This window comes from Bacteroides stercoris ATCC 43183 (assembly GCF_025147325.1).
GTDB classification, from domain to species: Bacteria; Bacteroidota; Bacteroidia; order Bacteroidales; family Bacteroidaceae; genus Bacteroides; species Bacteroides stercoris.
Map to the genome: position 1 here is coordinate 1,185,189 of NZ_CP102262.1, position 19,994 is coordinate 1,205,182.

At 47.7% G+C, this 19,994-nt stretch carries 19 protein-coding genes and 2 tRNA genes; 8 read left to right on the top strand and 13 right to left on the bottom strand.

The window, feature by feature from the left end; all coding sequences use genetic code 11:
- Position 1: 1 nt before the first annotated feature.
- The 4 genes from bamA to ribD form a co-directional block, all read right to left on the bottom strand.
- Positions 2 to 2,641 carry an outer membrane protein assembly factor BamA gene (gene bamA / locus NQ565_RS04865; protein ID WP_005652859.1) on the bottom strand — a complete coding sequence of 880 codons (2,640 nt, stop codon included), beginning with the start codon at positions 2,639 to 2,641 and terminating at the stop codon, positions 2 to 4.
- Positions 2,642 to 2,693: 52 nt separating this feature from the next.
- Positions 2,694 to 3,428 (bottom strand): isoprenyl transferase, encoded by a 735-nt coding sequence (locus NQ565_RS04870; RefSeq protein ID WP_005652858.1) that lies wholly within the window; start codon positions 3,426 to 3,428, stop codon positions 2,694 to 2,696.
- Between the two features lie 82 nt (positions 3,429 to 3,510).
- A complete protein-coding gene (locus NQ565_RS04875) occupies positions 3,511 to 4,875 on the bottom strand; it encodes a DUF6242 domain-containing protein (protein WP_005652856.1) in 1,365 nt (454 codons plus the stop codon).
- 136 nt (positions 4,876 to 5,011) lie between these two features.
- A complete protein-coding gene (gene ribD, locus NQ565_RS04880; RefSeq protein ID WP_005652852.1) occupies positions 5,012 to 6,055 on the bottom strand; it encodes a bifunctional diaminohydroxyphosphoribosylaminopyrimidine deaminase/5-amino-6-(5-phosphoribosylamino)uracil reductase RibD in 1,044 nt (347 codons plus the stop codon).
- Between the two features lie 55 nt (positions 6,056 to 6,110).
- Between ribD and prmC the strand changes: the two genes are divergently transcribed.
- The 7 genes from prmC to NQ565_RS04915 all read left to right on the top strand — a co-directional run bounded on the left by prmC (position 6,111) and on the right by NQ565_RS04915 (position 10,348).
- On the top strand, positions 6,111 to 6,947 hold the full coding sequence (gene prmC, locus NQ565_RS04885) for a peptide chain release factor N(5)-glutamine methyltransferase (RefSeq protein WP_034535871.1): 837 nt from the start codon (positions 6,111 to 6,113) through the stop codon (positions 6,945 to 6,947).
- On the top strand, positions 6,944 to 7,423 hold the full coding sequence (locus NQ565_RS04890) for a regulatory protein RecX (RefSeq protein WP_005652850.1): 480 nt from the start codon (positions 6,944 to 6,946) through the stop codon (positions 7,421 to 7,423). The genes prmC and NQ565_RS04890 overlap by 4 nt, the downstream gene beginning before the upstream one ends.
- 78 nt (positions 7,424 to 7,501) lie before the next feature.
- Positions 7,502 to 8,140 carry an orotate phosphoribosyltransferase gene (gene pyrE, locus NQ565_RS04895; RefSeq protein ID WP_005652848.1) on the top strand — a complete coding sequence of 213 codons (639 nt, stop codon included), beginning with the start codon at positions 7,502 to 7,504 and terminating at the stop codon, positions 8,138 to 8,140.
- A 94-nt stretch (positions 8,141 to 8,234) separates the two neighbouring features.
- Entirely contained in the window at positions 8,235 to 8,645 is a 411-nt protein-coding gene (locus NQ565_RS04900) for an SRPBCC family protein (RefSeq protein WP_005652846.1), read from the top strand.
- Positions 8,646 to 8,657: 12 nt separating this feature from the next.
- Positions 8,658 to 9,998 carry an argininosuccinate lyase gene (gene argH, locus NQ565_RS04905; protein ID WP_005652845.1) on the top strand — a complete coding sequence of 447 codons (1,341 nt, stop codon included), beginning with the start codon at positions 8,658 to 8,660 and terminating at the stop codon, positions 9,996 to 9,998.
- A 176-nt stretch (positions 9,999 to 10,174) separates the two neighbouring features.
- Positions 10,175 to 10,247: transfer RNA gene (locus NQ565_RS04910), tRNA-Gly, on the top strand.
- A 16-nt stretch (positions 10,248 to 10,263) separates the two neighbouring features.
- Positions 10,264 to 10,348: transfer RNA gene (locus tag NQ565_RS04915), tRNA-Leu, on the top strand.
- Between the two features lie 690 nt (positions 10,349 to 11,038).
- Here the strand turns inward: NQ565_RS04915 and NQ565_RS04920 are convergent.
- The gene (locus NQ565_RS04920) at positions 11,039 to 11,524 is read right to left on the bottom strand and encodes a GNAT family N-acetyltransferase (protein WP_005652839.1); all 486 of its coding nucleotides are present in this window, start codon (positions 11,522 to 11,524) and stop codon (positions 11,039 to 11,041) included.
- A 48-nt stretch (positions 11,525 to 11,572) separates the two neighbouring features.
- Positions 11,573 to 12,790: an acyloxyacyl hydrolase gene (locus tag NQ565_RS04925; RefSeq protein WP_005652837.1), complete on the bottom strand. Its 1,218-nt coding sequence runs from the start codon at positions 12,788 to 12,790 to the stop codon at positions 11,573 to 11,575.
- 201 nt (positions 12,791 to 12,991) lie between these two features.
- On the opposite strand from NQ565_RS04925, the gene NQ565_RS04930 reads away from it, so the two are divergent.
- Positions 12,992 to 13,117 (top strand): hypothetical protein, encoded by a 126-nt coding sequence (locus NQ565_RS04930; protein WP_259319068.1) that lies wholly within the window; start codon positions 12,992 to 12,994, stop codon positions 13,115 to 13,117.
- Positions 13,118 to 13,245: 128 nt separating this feature from the next.
- Here NQ565_RS04930 and NQ565_RS04935 read toward each other — a convergent pair whose 3' ends face one another.
- From NQ565_RS04935 to NQ565_RS04965, 7 genes are all read right to left on the bottom strand, one after another.
- A complete protein-coding gene (locus NQ565_RS04935) occupies positions 13,246 to 14,901 on the bottom strand; it encodes an AMP-binding protein (RefSeq protein ID WP_040315571.1) in 1,656 nt (551 codons plus the stop codon).
- 44 nt (positions 14,902 to 14,945) lie between these two features.
- Positions 14,946 to 15,500: a helix-turn-helix domain-containing protein gene (locus NQ565_RS04940; protein WP_005652831.1), complete on the bottom strand. Its 555-nt coding sequence runs from the start codon at positions 15,498 to 15,500 to the stop codon at positions 14,946 to 14,948.
- A gap of 28 nt (positions 15,501 to 15,528) precedes the next feature.
- Positions 15,529 to 16,302: a pyrroline-5-carboxylate reductase gene (gene proC / locus NQ565_RS04945; RefSeq protein ID WP_005652827.1), complete on the bottom strand. Its 774-nt coding sequence runs from the start codon at positions 16,300 to 16,302 to the stop codon at positions 15,529 to 15,531.
- Positions 16,303 to 16,425: 123 nt separating this feature from the next.
- A complete protein-coding gene (locus NQ565_RS04950) occupies positions 16,426 to 17,547 on the bottom strand; it encodes an aspartate aminotransferase family protein (protein ID WP_005652826.1) in 1,122 nt (373 codons plus the stop codon).
- 33 nt (positions 17,548 to 17,580) lie between these two features.
- The gene (gene argC / locus NQ565_RS04955; protein WP_005652824.1) at positions 17,581 to 18,549 is read right to left on the bottom strand and encodes an N-acetyl-gamma-glutamyl-phosphate reductase; all 969 of its coding nucleotides are present in this window, start codon (positions 18,547 to 18,549) and stop codon (positions 17,581 to 17,583) included.
- A complete protein-coding gene (locus NQ565_RS04960) occupies positions 18,542 to 18,760 on the bottom strand; it encodes a PspC domain-containing protein (protein ID WP_005652822.1) in 219 nt (72 codons plus the stop codon). Before NQ565_RS04960 ends, argC begins: the two co-directional genes overlap by 8 nt.
- Positions 18,761 to 19,969, bottom strand: coding sequence for an argininosuccinate synthase (locus tag NQ565_RS04965; protein ID WP_117740470.1), 1,209 nt, complete (start codon positions 19,967 to 19,969; stop codon positions 18,761 to 18,763).
- Between the last annotated feature and the right edge of the window lie 25 nt (positions 19,970 to 19,994).

The window sequence follows — 19,994 nt, forward strand, 5'->3', positions numbered from 1 at the left end:
ATTAGAACTCTTGTCCCAGGATGAAGTGGAACTGGCTGCCGCCGTATTGCTTGGAACCGAGTACCTTGTCGAAACCGTAGGCCCAGTCGATACCCATCATACCAATCATAGGCAGGAAGATGCGGACACCGACACCGGCAGAACGTTTCAAATCAAACGGGTTGAACTTGTTTACGTCGTGCCAGGCGTTACCGGCTTCAACGAAAGTTAACGCATAAATACTGGTACTTGTTTCCAGCATCAGCGGATATCTTAATTCCAAACCGAGACGTGCGTATGCATAACCTTCGTAGCCATAAGGAGTAAGAGAGCTGTTCTCATATCCACGCAAGGCGACACTTTCGGTTGCATAGCTGGAATATCCTGTCATACCGTCGCCACCTACGTCAAAGGTTTCAAACGGAGATTTCTTGTATTTGTTGTAGTGTCCCAGCAGACCGAATTCTACGCGTCCCATCAGCACCGGAGTGCGTTTTACGGCGATAGGGTCCATCAACGGGATGTATACTTTGGATTTGAATTTCCACTTGTGGTATTCTATCCATTTGTGCATCTTGTTCATATCATCCTGATTGCTGGTACTGTACTTGCTGTAATCTGTACCGTCGAACAGGGAGTAGGGCGGTGTCAGTTGTGCCGACAGCGAGAATTCGGAACCCTGGCGCGGATAGATAGGATTGTCGATAGAACTGCGCGACAAGGTGAGGTTTATACTCAGGTTGTTACACTTACCGTTGGTAACGGGGAAGTATTGCCAGTCGCTCAGAATATAACGCTGGTAGGACAATTCTGCCGTAAATTGGAAGTAGTCATCCGGCCATTTCAAACGCTTACCGAACATTACAGCCAATCCCCACATCTGGATGGACTTGTCGGGGTCGTAATAGTTTTCATAATTGTTATAGTTGCCATAGTTGTACATACCATAACCGTACATGCCGCTATAGTAGCTGTTGTAATAACTGTTCATGTACGCATCGTTATAGTAACGGCTGCTGATATCCGTCTGGCGGGAGTAGAATGCAGATACGGAGAACGCATTCGGACGTTTGCCGCCGAACCACGGATCGTAGAACGATACGCTGTATGACTGATAGTATTTGGCATTGGTCTGGCCGCTGATAGTCAGTGTCTGGCCGTCACCCTGCGGCAGGATACCGCGGTAGTTCTCACCCGGATGCAACAGGTTGGCAACGGAGAAGTTGGTGAACTTCAGACTCAGTTTACCGATAATACCAGTCTGTCCCCAACCGGCAGAGAACTCTACCTGGTCGTTCGCTTTGGAGACGAGGTCATAACCTATATCCACCGTACCGTCTTCCGGTTTGGGCTGGATATCCGGTTGGATTTGTTCGGGGTCAAAGTGTCCCATTTGCTGGATTTCACGCATGGAACGCATCAGGTCTTCACGGCTGAAAAGCTGTCCCGGACGGGTACGGAGCTCACGGCGGACTACGTTTTCATACAAACGGTCGTTACCGTTGATGCTGACTTTATTGATAGTAGCCTGACGGCCTTCGAAGATACGCATTTCCAGGTCGATGGAGTCACCTACGATATTTACTTCCACGGGGTCGAGCGAGTAGAAGAGGTAACCGTTGTTGTAGTAGAGGTTGCCGATAGCGTCTTCATCTGTACTGGTACGCTCTTCCAGCAGCTTCTGATTGTAGACGTCGCCCTTCTTCATACGGAGCAGGAAATTCAGTTGTTCGGAAGGATAGAGGGTATTACCTACCCACGTTACATTGCGCAAGTAGTATTTCTGTCCTTCTTCGATTTCCATGAAAATATCCACCGTACGGTCGTCATAAGACTTGATGCTGTCTTTTACAATCATGGCATCACGATAACCCAATTCGTTGTATTTGTCTATAATCAGTTGCTTGTCGGCTTCAAAATTTTCTTCAACAAACTTTTTGGTACGGAAAAGGTTGAGCAGTTTACCTTTTTCATTCGTTTTCTTCATCACACGTTTCAGCTTCTTGGTTGTGATGGCCTGATTACCGGTGATTGTAATCTGATGTACCTTTACTTTCTCCTTTTTGTCGATATTGATATCTACCAGGACTTGGTTCTCGTTGTTGGGATCATCCTTTTGCGTGATGATGATGTCGGCATTCTTGAAACCCTTATCGTCAAAGTAGCGCTTAATCAACGTCTTGGCGCGGTCTATCAGGTTGGGGGTAATCTGGTTTCCTTTAATCAGACCTACCCGGGCTTCCAAATCTTCACGTTCCGACTTCTTTACACCGTGATAGCGAATATCGGAAACGCGGGGGCGCATCGTCAGGTGGATTGTAAGCCAAATCCGGTCACCCTCGATTTTATCCGCAGTAACTTGTACGTCGGAGAACAATCCGTGACGCCAGTAGCGTTTGCAGGCTTGCGTTATTTCATCGCCGGGCACGGTAATTGTCTGGCCTTTTGATAATCCGGATAAACCGATGATTACATAGTCTTCATAATTCTTGGCTCCAACTACCTTAATATCCGCTATTTCATATTTCTTGGGTGTTCCCGAATAAAGAATAACCGGTTTTTCGGTTTCATCGGTATTGCTGGTGTCCTGTGCCGAGCTGGTCAGTACACAGCTAAAGAGGCAGATAAACGTTACGAGTATGGAGGAAATACGATAGTACATTTTTTTATTTACTATATTTACGATTTACTATTTACAATTTGTGTTTGTCCGGTCAGCGGATTTGTTCGCTGGTTTTTCCGAACCTGCGTTCACGCTTCTGATAGTCGTGGATGGCTTTGTGAAGTTCCGCTTCACGGAAGTCAGGCCAGTAGGTGTCGCAGAAATAAAGTTCCGAGTAAGCACATTGCCAGAGCAGGTAGTTGCTCAAGCGGATTTCTCCGCCCGTACGTATCAATAAATCCGGATCGGGCATGAAGTCGGTGGCAAGATATTGGGACAACAGGGTGCTGTCAATCTGTTCGGGAGTCAGTTCGCCTTTTTGCACTAAGACTGCAAGGCGGCGGGCGGCTTCCGTTATTTCCCAGCGGGACGAGTAGCTGATTGCCAGTACCAGAGACATCCCAGTATTATTTGCGGTATGTGCTATACAGGTTTCCAAACGTTCCCGCACATTGTCGGGCAGCTTGGTCAGATCTCCGATAACCCGGAAACTGATGTTGTTTTTCATGAATGTTTCCTCTTCGATAGAGTCGAACAGAAGCGCCATCAATGCAGCGACTTCATTAGAGGGGCGATTCCAGTTTTCGGTGGAGAACGTATATAAAGTCAGATATTTGATGCCTAATTTAGACGCTTCTTCTGCAATGACATGCACTGTCTCGGCGCCGGCCTGGTGTCCATAGCTGCGCTCTTGTCCGCGCAACTTTGCCCAACGTCCGTTGCCGTCCATGATAATTGCCACGTGTTGTGGAATCCGGCTTAAATCAAGTTCTTCTTTATTTAGCATCTTTTTATACTTACATCTCTTGTCTTGGTTACTATTCTCGTTTTATACTTTTATATATATAAAGGAAACAGAAATAATGAATTTATTGCACCCTGACTGGCATCAGCTTGTTGAGATGTCCGCGCCAAACGGCAGCATCTGTTCCGTTTCCGCCGAAGATAACCCATATATAAGGGCTGTCTGCAACAATGGAATAGGGAGCAGTTATATCTGTCATATCTTTATGTAACAAGAATTTTCTTTGAGGCTCACGCCAGGAAATACCGTCAACGGAAGAATAAATGGCATCAAGCTTGTTTTCATCTTTGCTGCCGAAGATATAAAAGTTCTCACCATAGTACATTACGGCAGGATTGGCAAATTTCGGACAATACACATCATAGGAACTGGTGTTTGCCAATGAATACCAGTCTTTGCCGTTGGAAGAAACCCAGGGAATGGTTTGCTGAACGTCATTAACGGTACGACCCACTACCATTGCCTGTGACTGATTGTTGCTGTCAAAGTTGGTGGAGTAGATATGTGATGTAGGAAAGTCAGCCTCTGCCTTACCCATATTTCCCTCTGTCTTGTTGCCTTGATTGTCAACTGTGTAAACTTCACCGTTTGAGGTAACGACAGTCAGCACATCGGTAAAACCGGCAATCAGTGTCCGGATATTGCTGTTTCCTTCCCAATTGGCTGGTGTCCAATTTATTCCGTCATCGGAAGAATGTGCCGTACCGTCTTCTGTCACGATGTAAAGTCTTTGTTTCTCATTTTCTCCGTCTTTGTATTTCAGGCAGACGAGGGATTCCAGTTTTGCATTGTCGGGAAGTTTAGCTCCGGACACTGCATCCCAGCCGTATGTTTCTTCTGTGTCCAGCCAATATGCACCTGCTCTTGTCTGTGTTTTCTGTGCCGCAGATTGTGTAAATACCCACAGCTCGTTGTTGAATAGGATGGCCTTTTGCTCACCTGAAAGTGTCGGTGCACTTCCCATCTCATCCCACACTAAGGAGTCCGGATCCTGCTTGTGTACTCTGATTTCAAGGGAATATTCATTTACGGTAAAGCCGTCCGGGGCATGTATTTTGAATTTCATCCCGTTTTCGGTGTTTATGGCTTTCGTAAGATTTACCGAGTCGGCTCTGTTGAATATCGTATCACCGCTGATACTATTCATTTCATCTCTTGAAGTAATCCAGCCGCTTACGGTGAACGTGTCAATCAATATGCGGTCGATAATCGTATCTGCTCCTATAGGCAATGAATCCTGGTTGTAGATTTTTCTTCTTAACTGGTCTATCGTGAATTTATAATGTTTGCCGTATACCGTGTCAATGCCAAAAGCATGTACCGTTGCATCGGAACTTAGTTCTACCGTGTCGTCAGAGTCCAGGCACGAGCTTATTGCGATTGATACAAAAAGAAAACTTGCGATTATAGCTAAAAACTTTATTCTCATTTGAAAGATAGTGTTTATTTACAAGTTGCAAAAATAGGAACATTTTTTTCTATAAACAGCTTTATCGGCAAGTTTTATATAAAATTATAGATAATATGGCTGTTTTTCTCGATAAAAATGCCCTTGAATAAGGCTGTTAGCCTAATCTTGTGGCGCTGTAATGCCGGAAATTCCTGCCGAAATAAACTTCGTTGGTACAGGGCGCTTTATTGCCAATTTCTGGTGCCTTGATACCGGATAATAGCGTTAAAGGACTTTCTTCGACAAAGGCTTCATCCCATAATTCCGCATCGATAAAGGACTGTAACAGGATGTTTCCGCCTTCGACTAACAGAGATTGTAGTCCCTGCATGTACAGGTGTTCCATGATTTGCGGCAGTATATTCCGTTGGAAGTCAATGGGGATGTATTCAACGTTGGGCTGTGGCTGGCACGGTTTTTCGGTGAACACAAGTGTGCGGACATTTCCATCGAATACACGCAGCTTGGGAGACAGCCGCAACTGTCTGTCTGTTACGATTCGTACTGGCGACCGGCCTTGCCAGTTCCGTACGGTCAGGCTGGGGTTGTCCAGCTCTGCCGTACGTGTACCTACCATGATGGCATTGTGCTCTGCCCGTTTCTTATGCACAAGCATGGATGTCAGGGGGGTGGATAGAATGACCGGTTGCCCGTCCTCACGGTTCTTATCGATGTATTTGTCGGCAGACTCCGCCCATTTCAGGGTAATGTAGGGGCGATGAAGGGTATGAAACGTGATAAAACGCCGGATTAGACTTCTGCATTCATCTTCCAGCACCCCGGTGATGACTTCCCGTCCTGCATCTTTCAGCTTCCGGATTCCCCGTCCTGCTACTTTGGCAAACGGGTCCTGGCAGCCGATTACGATGCGCGGAATCTCTTTCTCTATGATAAGGTCGGCGCAGGGCGGTGTTTTTCCGTAGTGGGCACAAGGCTCCAGACTGACGTAGATTGTAGAACGCTTCAGCAACGAGGGGTCTTTTACGGAGCGGATTGCATTGACTTCGGCGTGCGCTTCGCCGCAACGCACATGGTATCCCTCGCCGATAATTTTTCCGTCGCATACGATTACTGCGCCCACCATCGGGTTGGGGGCTGCATTGCATAACCCGTTTTGGGCTAACTGAATGCAGCGGCGCATGTATTTTTCTTCTTCCATACTTTGTATTACTCTTAAACTTCCACTATTTTTGCAGCCCGAAATGCCGAATGTTATGACTGTTTCCGTTTCTCATATCCGCCATGCTTTGCAGGAGAGTTACTCTGCGCAAGAAGCTGCCAATCTGTCCCGCATTGTCTGTTGCGAAATGCTGGGGCAGACTGCGGTCGATTATTACCTGGGCAAAGATATGATTTTATCCCCAAAAGAGATGCAGGATTTAGACACCATTCTTGCCCGCTTGCGTAATTTCGAGCCGATACAGTATGTGCAGGGCACCGCCCGTTTTCTGGAACGCTCCTACTATGTGGCCCCCGGCGTGCTGATTCCCCGTCCGGAAACGGAGGAGCTGGTGGAGGTGATGCTGAAGGAAGTTCCGTCCGGAGCCCGTATTCTTGACATTGGGACGGGGAGCGGCTGCATTGCCATTTCTCTCTCCAAGATGCTGCCGGATGCCAAAGTGACGGCATGGGACATTTCGGACACTGCCCTCCGCATAGCCCGCCGCAATAATGAGGCATTGCAGGCATCCGTGTGTTTTGTACAGCGGGATGTGCTGGCGTATGTTCCCGGCAGCGGGGAACGGTATGATGTGATTGTCAGCAATCCGCCATACGTCACTGAATCGGAAAAGCAGGAAATGGAGCGCAATGTCTTGGACTGGGAACCTTTTTCGGCATTGTTTGTTCCGGATAATGATCCGCTGCTTTTTTACCGGCGCATTGCAGAGCTGGGCAAGGGTATGCTGGCGTCCGGCGGCAGACTTTATTTTGAGATAAACCGTGCGTTCGGGGAAGCTACGGCAACGATGCTTCGCGCACAGGGGTACACCAATCTACGGGTGTTGAAAGATATTTCCGGAAATGACCGAATAGTAATCGCAGAACGATGATAGAAATTACAGAAACAGATGCTTTAAGCCGCGTGGCTGCTTATTGCTCCACTGCGGAGCATTGCCGTGCGGAAGTTACGGAGAAGTTGCAGCGTTGGGGTATTCCCTATGATGCCATAGACCGCATAATCAACCGTTTGGAACAGGAGAAATATATTGATGAGGAACGTTTTTGCCGTGCCTTCATTCATGATAAGTACCGCTTTGCCAAGTGGGGGAAGATAAAGATAGGGCAGGCGCTTCAACTGAAGAAAATTCCCCAAAGTGTATTTTACCGTTACCTGAACGAAATCGACGAGGATGAATATCTTGCCGTGCTGGATAATTTGCTGGCGGTAAAGCGCAAGAGCGTGCATGCGGAGAATGAGTACGAACTGAACAATAAACTGGTGCGTTTTGCTTTGAGCCGGGGGTTCGAAATGAAAGATATCCGCCACTGTATTACGCTTTCTGATGAAAATGACGAATTGGAATAAAATTTATCCGTATTCTTTTTTATTCTCGTCAGCTTTCTGTATTTTTGCGGCATATTTATCATAATAGTTAGTTTGGCTATGAAAACTTTAGAAAGATTGTTTGCAGAGAAGTTGCTGAAGATTAAGGCGATTAAACTACAACCCGCTAACCCGTTTATCTGGGCGTCAGGATGGAAATCCCCGTTTTACTGTGATAACCGTAAGACTCTTTCATATCCTTCTCTCCGTAATTTCGTGAAAGTGGAAATTACACGTCTGATTCTGGAACGTTTCGGTCAGGTTGATGCCATTGCCGGTGTTGCTACGGGAGCTATTCCCCAGGGTGCATTGGTGGCGGATGCGTTGAACCTGCCGTTTGTATATGTACGCTCTACCCCGAAAGACCACGGTTTGGAGAACCTGATAGAAGGTGAACTTCGTCCGGGTATGAAAGTGGTGGTGGTAGAAGATTTGATTTCTACCGGCGGAAGCAGTTTGAAAGCTGTTGAAGCCATCCGTCGCGACGGATGCGAAGTAATCGGTATGGTTGCCGCTTACACATATGGATTCCCCATTGCAGAAAAAGCATTCAAGGATGCAAAAGTTCCTTTGGTGACATTGACCAATTACGAAGCAGTGATGGAAGTTGCCCTTCGCACCGGTTACATCGAAGAGGAAGATGTGCCTACGCTGAACGAATGGCGTAAAGACCCCGCGCATTGGGAAGCCGGAAAATAAGACTTATTTTACATAATGATAGATTATGACAAAAGAGCCATTCGGATAGTTGCTGTCCGGATAGTTCTTTTTGTCTTTTAAAGACCATTGTATTATGACTAAATTTGAAAGTGCGGTAAAGGTGATACCTGCTTCGCAAAAAGCTGTTTATGAGAAGCTTTCAGACCTTAGCAATTTGGAAAAAGTGAAAGACCGCCTGCCGCAGGACAAAGTGAAGAATTTGAGTTTCGATGCGGAAACATTGTCGATAGAAGTACCGCCGGTTGGGAAAATAGTATTACAGATTGTAGAGAAAGAGCCTTGCAAGTGCATCAAGTTTGCAACAACAACCTCGCCTCTGCCCTTTAACCTGTGGATACAGATAGTGCCCGTTACGGAGACGGAATGTAAAATGAAGCTTACCATCGGAATGGAGCTGAATCCGTTTATGAAAACCATGGTGCAGAAACCTTTGCAGGAAGGATTGGAGAAAATGGCGGAAACTTTGTCGCTGATTAATTATTAATTACTAAATCTTATGGCTCAGAAACTTTGGGAAAAGTCCGTTCAGGTAAATAAGGATATAGAGCGTTTTACGGTGGGACGTGACCGTGAGATGGATCTTTATCTGGCAAAGCATGATGTGTTGGGTTCCATGGCACATATCACGATGCTGGAAAGTATCGGTTTGCTGACAAAAGAAGAATTGTCCCTGCTGCTTGCGGAGTTGAAGAATATCTACGCAACTGCTGAGAGCGGGGAGTTTGTGATAGAAGAGGGGGTAGAGGATGTTCACTCTCAGGTGGAATTGATGCTGACCCGTAAATTGGGTGATGTAGGAAAGAAAATTCATAGCGGACGTTCCCGTAATGACCAGGTGCTGCTCGACTTAAAGCTCTTTACCCGTGCGGAGATAAGGGACATAGCCGAGGCTGTAGAACAGCTTTTCCATGTGCTCGTCATGCAGAGCGAACGTTATAAAGATGTATTGATGCCGGGTTATACCCACTTGCAGATAGCGATGCCGTCGTCGTTCGGACTGTGGTTTGGCGCTTATGCCGAGAGTCTGGTGGATGATATGCTGTTTTTGCAAGCCGCCTTTAAAATGTGCAACCGCAATCCGTTGGGTTCTGCTGCCGGATATGGCTCGTCTTTCCCTTTGAACCGTACAATGACTACCCGGCTGTTGGGCTTCGATTCATTGAATTATAATGTGGTGTATGCCCAGATGGGACGCGGTAAGATGGAGCGTAACGTGGCTTTTGCGCTGGCAAGCATTGCGGGCACCGTTTCCAAGCTTGCGTTCGATGCCTGTATGTTCAACAGCCAGAACTTCGGATTTGTGAAACTGCCCGATGACTGTACTACCGGTTCGAGCATAATGCCGCATAAGAAGAATCCGGATGTGTTTGAGCTGACACGTGCTAAATGCAACAAACTGCAATCATTGCCCCAGCAGATAATGATGATAGCCAATAACCTGCCTTCCGGGTATTTCCGCGATTTGCAGATTATTAAGGAAGTATTCCTGCCTGCTTTCCGGGAGTTGAAGGATTGTTTGCAGATGACGACCTATATTATGAATGAAATCAAAGTGAACGAACATATTCTGGATGACGATAAGTACCTGCTTATTTTCAGCGTGGAAGAGGTAAACCGTCTGGTGCGCGAAGGCATGCCGTTCCGAGATGCTTATAAGAAGGTCGGTCTGGACATTGAGGCTGGCAATTTCTCTCATGACAAGACAGTGCATCATACGCACGAAGGCAGTATCGGCAACCTCTGCAATGATGAAATATCCGGTTTGATGCAGAAAGTTGTGGACGGCTTTAATTTTGAGGTAATGGAACAGGCCGAAAAAACGTTGCTCGGCCGGTAATCATAATTGATTAACTGCTTGTGGTGTACGATGTTGGCTTTCTCTGTTTAGGATATAAACTTATTAATGACAGTCTGGTTAATATCGTACATCCCTATTTATTTAACTTTTTTCCGGTGAAAAGTTTGGCTGTAACGTAGAAACTGTTTATCTTTGCACCCGTTCTCCAGAAACCTGCGGAAATAGCTCAGTTGGTAGAGCATAACCTTGCCAAGGTTAGGGTCGCGAGTTCGAGTCTCGTTTTCCGCTCTCCTTTTTTGAGGATGCTCGAATGGTGGAATGGTAGACACGAAGGACTTAAAATCCTTTGGCCAGTAATGGCTGTGCGGGTTCAAGTCCCGCTTCGAGTACTCATCTAAGGCTTTGTAAATCTTTGATTTATGAAGCTTTTTTTATGCTCTTTATCTAAATCGGAAATCTTATTTTTCAGCAAAAATAGAGTTGCATTTTACCTTGAATTATGCCGCTCATGTAAACCAAGATGTAAACCGAAAAAGTATATACGTTAGCTGTTTCAGTTGGAATCCCCTGTAAGAAATATCGTTGTCCATAGTGTATTATGTCGTAAAGGAGCATTGTAAATGCAGCTGTATATCAGCAAAAACCTCGTTTTGCAATTGCGGGCTCTACGGTTGCCAATTGCGGGCCGTACAGCCCGCAGATGGAAACCGTATGGTTCGCAGCTGCAAAACGGAATTTATCAAGAGTTATGACGGCATAATATAAGGTGCAACGCAAGAAAAAGAACAAGGAGAAAGTGTATTTTCCTTGTGCATTTTGGGACAAAATGTAAGGGGTTGGGGTACTTTTTCCCCTTAATATGGGCAGAATGCCTCAAAATATGATGAGATGTGTATTATTGGGTAAAGTAACAGATAATTAAGTAGTTATAGAAGATGAAATGCTGAAAAAGCGGACATTTTAGTGATGACCGATAGTTTCTCGTCACCGGTCGTCACACTTCTCGTCACCTCTGTATCGCCCTCTGGTAAAGGGATACGGGCAATAGGTGACGAGTGACGACCAAAAAACAGTTTTCTTTATTTCAATATCAGTTCATAATCTGCTACATCCAGCCATTCTCCGAACTTCATGCCTACTTCCTTGAAGTGGGAAACTTGTGTAAAGCCAAGTTTGCTGTGTAAGGAACAACTGGCCGTATTACAAGCGGTAATACAAGCTATCAGTGTGTGATAATTATGTTGCCGGCATTCTTCGATGAGAACCTGCATCAGCAGTTTGCCGAGTCCTTTTCCTCTATGTCGGGCAGACAGGTATACTGTCGTTTCGAGGGTATATCGGTAAGCCGTCCGTTGTTTCCAGGGATGTGCATAGCAGTATCCCACAACTTTATGGTCTGTTTCGCATACGAAAAAGGGAAAGTGGGGAAAAATTTCTGCTATACGCAGGCGCATCTCATCTTCAGATATCGGCTCTGTTTCGAATGTATAGGTACTGTTGAGGATGTACTCATTATAAATATCGGTGATGTACTTGACATCTTGAGGTTGTACAGGTCTAATCATACCGAAAAATCATTGTTTGGATAATTTAAGCAGGTAAGTGCTTGCTAATTAACGATACAGCCGGGGACGCCTGTTATTAAACCGATACCCTATACCCAGCATCAGATAGTTGGGCTCGTGAAAATCCTTCAGGTTGTAGCCGACATGCAGGAATGTGTCGCGGGTCATATCTATTTTGAGGGCCAGGATTTGGTAGAATGATTGCAAGTCGCCCCCGCCATGCAGGATATTGGCTCCGAAACCTATGCCGACGGTAAAGTAGGGCATTACCCATTCTCCGCGTGCCGAGACACCCAGAGAGAGTTGTTTGCGAAGCGGGGGAGTGCCGAATGCCTCTTCCTCGCTGGCATCGTCGAGCTGGGTAGCGTAATCCTTTGTATAAATGTTGGCACTGGCATCATAGACACCGTCCAGAGATACTCCTGCACGGAATTTATATCCGAAGTTATACATCGGAGCGAAACAGAACCCGGCTACGCCGTATTTGCCGGGAGCGGGGACTTGTCCTCCGGGAACGTCTACGGCTTTCCGTCTCCACGAACCGAACAGCATAAGGTCATAGCTGACATGCCGGGGGAATGCCGGAACCGGAATTTGCTGCAACGGTTGCAAGGTTTTGTCGATGTCCCGGTTGAAATTATATGCCACTCCGATTTTAAAATCTATCGTGTTCAGTCCGGTGTTGGGGTACCGGGTATTGCCGTTGGAGAAATGTACTGCCGTTGCGCCGATATTGAGGTCGAACCGCGGGGAAAGTATCCAGTTCAGGTGAATGCCTGCGCTGAGATAGGCGTTTACTTTGCTTCCCATTACAGTATTGTTGGGATTGCTGAGATAGTCATACGGCTTCCAGCCAAAAGATGCGCCGAACCCCCATTCGTAGTTAAGCGACAAGCGGGGAGTGATTCCGGCGATGCGGGCGCCTTGGAAGGCGTAGAGGGCAACGGGAGTTCCCATTTCCCTGCGGTTGCCGAAATCGAAATAGCCCAATCCTATTCCCTGATAGGAACTTCCGTATACCCGGTCGGCGGCAGTACCCGGTGGCAGCCGGAATGAGTACTTCAAGTGGGCGGAGCAAGCAGACCTCATTATTTTGCGCATATCGTTTTCACCCCGCAGAAAGGAGCTGGTGAGGAAAATATATCCCGCCCGGCCTTCAATGCCGAGACGGTGGATATAAGCATCTTGTGCGCATATATTATTGGACAGAAACAGTATAATCATTAAGAGAATCATATCTCTTCCGGTCCGCATTTTACTATTCATGATGTCGTGGCGTTCTCTGAATCTTGTGCAAATATAATCCTTTTATCTTTTTATTTGCATGAAAATCTTATATTTGCAAGGTTAATAATTCGTCATCTATGTTATTCAAGAAATATGCTGGTCAATCGGAATAACAGTGGAATTTCCGGTGGCTTCCTTATTCGTTGACTATTCGACGGACTGAACTTATCCGGGGTGCTTATGGACAGGGTATATTCCTGTTACATGGAAACGGAGTTCTCGCTCTTTCCTCGTATGGCGGCATTGGCCGAGAATGTGTGGTTGCCGGCAGAGAAGAGTTTGCAGGATATAGTACGGAAGCGGTAGTCTTTATTCCAAAGAACAGGACAGCGGTTGTATCAATTACAGAATGACAGATAATACGTCAGTCATCATTTTGATACAACCGCTGTCTCTTTTACAAGCCATCTACGCTTCTGCTTATTCCGAAGCGGTTATTTCTCGTCATTCTTCCGGATTTCCACACGGCGTATCTTACCGCTGATGGTCTTGGGAAGTTCGTCAACGAACTCTATGACACGGGGGTATTTGTAAGGAGCGGTCACTTTCTTTACGTGGTTCTGCAACTCCTTGACCAGTTCCTCGCCGGCGCGGTTCTTATAGTCTTTGGACAGTACGATGGTGGCTTTCACCACTTGTCCCCGTATTTCATCGGGAACTCCGGTGATGGCACATTCTATAACTGCGGGATGCGTCATCAGGGCGCTTTCCACTTCGAACGGGCCGATGCGGTAACCGCTGCTCTTGATAACGTCGTCGGCGCGGCCTACAAACCATAGGTAGCCGTCCTCGTCCTTCCAGGCAACATCGCCGGTGTAATAGATGTTGTCGTGCCATGCTTCGCGGGTGCGGTTGGCATCGCGGTAATATTCCTTGAACAGACCGAGCGGCTTGCCTTTGTCGGTACGGATTACAATCTGTCCTTGTTCACCGGCCTCTACCGAACGGCCGTCATGGTCTATCAGGTCTACGTCGTATTGGGGATTGGGCAATCCCATGCTGCCCGGTTTGGGCTGCATCCACGGCATGGTAGCTACGGTAAGGGTGGTTTCGGTCTGTCCGAAACCTTCCATGAGGCTGATGCCTGTCAGTTTCTTGAATGTATCGAATACGGCGGGGTTCAACGCTTCTCCGGCAATGGTGCAATACTGCAATGAAGAGAGGTCGTACTTCGTCAGGTCTTCGTGAATCAGGAACCGGAAGATGGTAGGGGGTGCACAAAGCGAGGTGACGTGATAGTCCTGTATCTTTGTCAGAATATCGGCAGGAGTGAATTTCTCGTGGTCGTATACAAAGATGTTGGCTCCGGCTATCCATTGTCCGTACAGTTTGCCCCATACGGCTTTACCCCAGCCCGTATCGGCAATGGTGAGGTGCAGGCTGTTTTCGTGCAGGTTGTGCCAGAAACTTCCGGTAACGATGTGCCCCAACGGATACGTGAAGTCGTGCGCCACCATTTTGGGTTCGCCGGTAGTGCCGCTGGTGAAGTACATCAAAGAAATATCGTCGTTGCTGTTGGGATGCTCCGGTCGTGCGAAAGGGGCGGCATCGGCAATGCCTTTGTGGAAGTCCTCAAAACCTTCGGCTATCTCCGGGCCTACGCTGACCAGCTTCTTCACACTCGGAGAGTCGGGCATGGCAGCTGTGATGTGGTCGGTAATGACGCTTTCGCCGGCACAGACAATCATCTTGATGTCTGCGGCATTGCAGCGGTATACAATATCTTTCTTGGTAAGCAGGTGTGTGGCGGGGATAACGACGGCTCCCAGCTTATGCAGTGCGATGATGCTGAACCAGAACTCATAGCGGCGTTTCAGAATGAGCATTACCATATCGCCGTGGCCGATGCCGAGACTCTGGAAATAGGAAGCCGTCATGTCCGTATAGCGTTTCATGTCGGCAAATGAGAACTGGATGTGCTCGCCCTTGTCATTGGTCCAGAGCAGTGCGGGCTTGTCGGGATGTTCGGCCGCCCAGACATCCACTACGTCATAACCGAAATTGAAATTCTCCGGTACGTTAATCTTTAAATTCTTGATGAAGTCCTCTTGAGATGTAAAGGACGTTTGCGATAAAAATCTTTCTACCATAACTTTTGGAATTTCTTCATTCACCGTTCTTCATTTATGTGTTGTTACATGATTACGGCAAGGAAACGTACTTTCTTTCCGTCCAGCGCTTTCATGCCGTGAGGCAGTTTGGAGTTGAAATACAAACTGTCTCCTTCGTTTAAAATCAAGTCTTTGCCGTCGATACTCAGCATCATGCGGCCTTCCAGTACAAGGTTGAATTCCTGTCCGGAGTGACTGTTGTAGTGTATCGGCTCGTTATCCGGCTTGGGTTCGACGGTGACGATGAACGGGTCGGCGTTGCGGTTCATGAAGCCGGCAGCCAGTGACTGGTATTTATAGGCTTTTGTACGCTCGATGCTGGTTCCCTTGCCGGCACGGGTAAGGAAGTAGCTGCTCATCTTCGGCTCTTCGCCGAACATCAGGGCATCCAGTGCGATGCCGTAACGGCGAGCTATCTTTTGCAGCATGCTTACGGAGATGTCGAATTCTCCCGTTTCGGCAAGACGGTACTCTTCTGCCGGGATGTCGCAATCTCGGGCGATGTCTTCGGCATTCAATTCCAATACGTCGCGCAGTCCGCGCAGGCGTTCGGCTATTTGTTTAATCTGTTCGTCCATGTGGTTTTTATTAAGTGGATTAGTACGGTTATTTACTTGCTTTGATGGCATTGATAATGGCGGAAGAGAATCCTTGATGTTCCAGTTCGTTGATACCCTTGATTGTAATTCCGCCGGGAGTGCATACCTTGTCAATCTCTATGCCGGGATGCGTGTCGTTGTTCAGAATCAGTTCGGCGGCGCCTTTTACCGACTGGGCTATCATGCGCATGCCGTCCTTGGGGTAAACGCCCAGTTCTATTCCGGCCTGCATGGCTGCCTGGATATACTTCAGTACATAAGCGATGCCGCAGGAAGTCATGGCGGTGGTTGCCGCTATCTTATCTTCGGGAATCAGCATGGCAAGTCCCATCTGGTTGAAGATGTCGAGCAAAAGCTGTTCCTGTTCCTTGCTGGCGTTACGGCTTGCAATGAGCGTCATGCTTTCCATCTCGCTGATGGCGGTGTTGGGGATGAGGCGGAACATGGTCATCTCCTTGTCTGCCACGTAGTGTGCCAGTTCTTCGAAAGGGATGCCGGCAGCTACGGAGATAAGTATCTGCTTGCTTTTCAGCTTGAGTTCGCTTACCACCGGTTTTATCAGCCACGGTTTGACGGCGAGTATGATGAGCTCGGCGCCGGTAACGGCTTCCTGATTGTCGCGTGTGGTTTGCAAAGCGGGGAACTCAGCCTTTAACGCATCCAGTTTGCCTTGCGTGGGATTAGAAACAATGATGTCGCTGGCGGGGATGATGGTTCCTTTTGCCAGACCGCGGGCGATGGAGCCGCCCATATTTCCTGCACCGATAATTGCTGTTTTCATATCATCTTGTCATTTAAAAAGTTGTCTTCGGGCAAAGGTAAAGATTTTAATGAAAAAACGACCGAAACAGGAAGGTATTCTTCTTTCGGTCGTATCTTTTGCCGGCTGATTATCCGTAAATTGTCAAAGTGCTTTCTTAAAACGTTCCAGGAAGAGGTTCGCTTCGTCCATGCCGAGACACAGGGGCGGCAACAGGCGGAGTACGTTCGTGCCGCTGACACCGGTAAATACATGCTGTTCTTTCAGTAACCTCAAACGCAGTTCTTTGACAGGCTCTTCAAATTCGAGACCAATCATCAGTCCGCGTCCGCGCACTTCCTTGATTTGCGGGAATTTCTTCAGCTCTTCCATCAGGTATGCGCCTACTTGGGCGGCATTCTCTACAAGAGCTTCCTGCTCTATGACATCCAGTACGGCAAGCGCAGCGCTGCAAGCCAGATGATTTCCGCCGAAAGTGGTTCCGAGCTGGCCGTAAACAGGAGTAAACATCGGACTGATAAGTACGCCCGCCATCGGGAATCCGTTGCCTATGCCTTTGGCTACGGTGATGATGTCGGCCTTGATACCGTTGTACTGATGGGCGAAGAACTTGCCGCTACGTCCGTAACCGCTTTGGATTTCGTCCAGAATCAGTACCGTATTGTGCTCTGTACAGGCCTTGCGCAAGGCTTGCATAAACTCGTCGGTGGGCAACTGTATGCCGCCCACTCCCTGAATGCCTTCGATGATTACAGCGCATACATCGCCTTTCGCCAGTTCGGCTTTCATCGCCTCTGTATCATTCAGCGGGAGATAGGTAACGTGTCCGCAGTTGTTGATGGGAGCAATGATTTTGGGATTGTCGGTTGCCTCTACCGCCAATGAAGTACGTCCGTGGAAAGCTTTCGAGAAGGATACCACGCGAGTTCGTCCGTTATGGAACGAAGCGAGCTTCAACGCGTTTTCGTTGGCTTCGGCTCCGCTGTTGATAAGGAAAAGGGAATAATCATTGTATCCGCAGACCTTTCCCAACCGTTCTGCCAGTTGCTGTTGCAGTTCGTTGATAACGGAGTTGGAATAGAATCCAAGCGTGGCTACTTGCTTGCCGAGCATCTCTACATAGTGCGGATGTGCATGTCCGATAGAGATTACTGCATGACCGCCATAGAGGTCGAGGTACTCCGTACCTTTATCGTCCCATACATGGCAGCCTTTTCCTTTGACAATATTGATGTCAAAAAGGGGATATACATCGAATAGTTTCATTCTTTCAGTAACTGATTACAAATTAAAGATACTTTAGAAAGCACTGGGTTTCAGTCTCAAACCGACAGTCTCTTCCAGATTGAACATCAGGTTCATGTTGTGTACGGCCTGTCCGCTGGCTCCTTTCAGCAGGTTGTCTATGCAGGAGATGATAAGGAGCTTGTCGCCATGCTTTTCCAAATGGATAAGGCATTTGTTGGTGTTGACAACCTGCTTCAAATCGATGTTCTTGCCGACGATATGCGTGAAGGAGTCTTTGGCATAATACTCTTCATACATGCGGACAATCTCTTCCAATGCCACTTTGGTCTTTATCACGATAGTGGTAAAGATGCCGCGGGGAAAATCACCACGATAGGGGATGAAATCGATGTCCGAATCGAAACTGTTCTGGAGCTGTTTGAGCGATTGCTTGATTTCGGGCACGTGCTGGTGCTCGAAAGCCTTGTACACACTCAGGTTGTTGTTGCGCCAGCTGAAGTGGCTCGTAGCTCCCGGCTTGACGCCTGCACCGGTACTGCCGGTGATGGCATTCACCATAATATCGCCGTTCAGCATCAGATGCTTGGCAAGCGGAAGCAGGCCCAACTGGATACAGGTGGCGAAGCAGCCGGGGTTGGCAACATGCTTTGCCGTGCAGGTGGCACGGCGGTTCAGCTCGGGAAGGCCGTAGATGAAGTCATGGTCGTCGCTCTTGATGCGATAGTCCATGGAGAGGTCGATTATCTTCAGGTCTTCCGGTACGTTGTGGCTTTCCATGAATTTTCTGGTGTCGCCATGCGCCGTGCAGAAGAAAAGTACATCGATTTCGTCCAACGGAAGTGCGTCGGTAAACGTTAAATCCGTCTCTCCGTACAACCCTTCGTGTACGTCGGTTATTTTGTTGCCGGCATTGCTCGAGCTGTTTACGAATACGATTTCCGCTTCGGGATGGTTCAGTAACAGGCGTATCAGTTCGCCTGCCGTGTATCCGGCTCCGCCGATGATTCCTACTTTAATCATGTTGGTAATATCTATTGGGTTCTTCTGGTATTATAACTAATAGTATGATATATATAAGCGTACCTGCAAACGCAGTGAAGATCGTAGCAAAAACGTAGATGATGCGTACCAGTGACACGTCGAGTCCGAAAAAGTTTGCCAGTCCTGCACATACGCCGGAAAGCATTCTTCCGTTTCGGGGGCGCGTTAATTTTTGCTTTCGGTTCATCATTTAGATTTCTTCGTCTTTGTGGTTTGAGTAATAGGCACGCAGTGCGGTAGAAGTTACCTTGATGAAACCTTTGGCGTCTTCCGCTGTCCAGCCTTTCTGCATTTCACCGTATTCGCCGAATTTGTTCTTTACAAGGTCGTCGTCGCTTTCCACGCCTACGGTAGAGAAACAGAGCGGATGAAGTTCGAGAATCGCAGTACCGTTTACATTGCGTTGCGAAGACTCCAGCATGGCTTCGATGTCGCGCATTACCGGTTCCAGATACTGGCTTTCGTGCAGGAACATACCGTACCAGTTGGCTACCTGGTCTTTCCAGTATTGCTGCCATTTGCTTAATGTGTATTTCTCAAGGAACTTGTGTGCGCCGATAATCAGCATGGGAGCGGCTGCCTCGAAACCTACACGCCCCTTGATGCCGATAATCGTATCGCCTACGTGCATATCACGGCCGATGCCGTAAGCCGCACCGATTTCCTCTACCTTCTGGATAGCCTTGATGGGGTCGTCGAATTTTTCATCGTTGACCGCTTTAAGCTCACCCTTCTCGAAGGTCAGGCGCAACTGTTCGCTGCCTTCTTTGGTGCAATGTTTCAGATAGGCGCTTTCGGGAAGTCCCTGTGCGGAGTCCAGAATCTCACCGCCGCAAATGGAAGTACCCCACAGACCTACGTTATAGGAATATTTCAGTTTGGCGAAGTCGGCTGCAAAGCCGTGTTTGTTCAGATAATCTATCTCTTCCTGACGGCTCAAAGCCATGTCGCGTGTCAGCGTGATGATTTCCACGCCCGGAGCCATGACAAGGAAAGTCATGTCGAAACGAATCTGGTCGTTACCCGCACCGGTCGAACCATGTGCAATGGCGTCTGCGCCGATTTCGTTGGCGTAGCGTGCAATGGCCAGCGCCTGGAATATACGTTCGGAGCTTACGGAAATAGGATAAGTACCGTTACGCAATACGTTGCCGAATACCATGTATTTCAAGCTCTTTTCGTAATATTCCTGCGTTACGTCCAAAGTAATATATTTTACAGCACCCAGTTTGTAGGCGTTCTCTTCGTTTGTCTTCAGCTGTTCGGGGCTGAAACCGCCGGTATTGGCACAAGCCGCATATACCTCGTATCCTTTCTCTTTGGCCAGATACATAACTGTGAATGAGGTGTCCAGACCACCGCTGAATGCAACTACTACTTTTTTCTTCTTTTCCATAATACTTATGAATTTTGAATGTTGAATT

Excerpts from the sequence above, each read along its gene's own strand:
- ribD (WP_005652852.1), bottom strand. The coding sequence starts at position 6,055 with ATGGAAGAAGAAAAATACATGCGCCGCTGCATTCAGTTAGCCCAAAAC.
- NQ565_RS04875 (WP_005652856.1), bottom strand. The coding sequence starts at position 4,875 with ATGAGAATAAAGTTTTTAGCTATAATCGCAAGTTTTCTTTTTGTATCA.
- NQ565_RS04935 (WP_040315571.1), bottom strand. The coding sequence starts at position 14,901 with ATGGTAGAAAGATTTTTATCGCAAACGTCCTTTACATCTCAAGAGGAC.
- pyrE (WP_005652848.1), top strand. The coding sequence starts at position 7,502 with ATGAAAACTTTAGAAAGATTGTTTGCAGAGAAGTTGCTGAAGATTAAG.
- NQ565_RS04940 (WP_005652831.1), bottom strand. The coding sequence starts at position 15,500 with ATGGACGAACAGATTAAACAAATAGCCGAACGCCTGCGCGGACTGCGC.
- NQ565_RS04960 (WP_005652822.1), bottom strand. The coding sequence starts at position 18,760 with ATGATGAACCGAAAGCAAAAATTAACGCGCCCCCGAAACGGAAGAATG.
- NQ565_RS04950 (WP_005652826.1), bottom strand. The coding sequence starts at position 17,547 with ATGAAACTATTCGATGTATATCCCCTTTTTGACATCAATATTGTCAAA.
- NQ565_RS04920 (WP_005652839.1), bottom strand. The coding sequence starts at position 11,524 with ATGATTAGACCTGTACAACCTCAAGATGTCAAGTACATCACCGATATT.
- NQ565_RS04925 (WP_005652837.1), bottom strand. The coding sequence starts at position 12,790 with ATGAATAGTAAAATGCGGACCGGAAGAGATATGATTCTCTTAATGATT.
- bamA (WP_005652859.1), bottom strand. The coding sequence starts at position 2,641 with ATGTACTATCGTATTTCCTCCATACTCGTAACGTTTATCTGCCTCTTT.
- argC (WP_005652824.1), bottom strand. The coding sequence starts at position 18,549 with ATGATTAAAGTAGGAATCATCGGCGGAGCCGGATACACGGCAGGCGAA.
- proC (WP_005652827.1), bottom strand. The coding sequence starts at position 16,302 with ATGAAAACAGCAATTATCGGTGCAGGAAATATGGGCGGCTCCATCGCC.
- prmC (WP_034535871.1), top strand. The coding sequence starts at position 6,111 with ATGACTGTTTCCGTTTCTCATATCCGCCATGCTTTGCAGGAGAGTTAC.
- NQ565_RS04870 (WP_005652858.1), bottom strand. The coding sequence starts at position 3,428 with ATGCTAAATAAAGAAGAACTTGATTTAAGCCGGATTCCACAACACGTG.
- NQ565_RS04900 (WP_005652846.1), top strand. The coding sequence starts at position 8,235 with ATGACTAAATTTGAAAGTGCGGTAAAGGTGATACCTGCTTCGCAAAAA.
- NQ565_RS04890 (WP_005652850.1), top strand. The coding sequence starts at position 6,944 with ATGATAGAAATTACAGAAACAGATGCTTTAAGCCGCGTGGCTGCTTAT.
- argH (WP_005652845.1), top strand. The coding sequence starts at position 8,658 with ATGGCTCAGAAACTTTGGGAAAAGTCCGTTCAGGTAAATAAGGATATA.
- NQ565_RS04930 (WP_259319068.1), top strand. The coding sequence starts at position 12,992 with ATGGACAGGGTATATTCCTGTTACATGGAAACGGAGTTCTCGCTCTTT.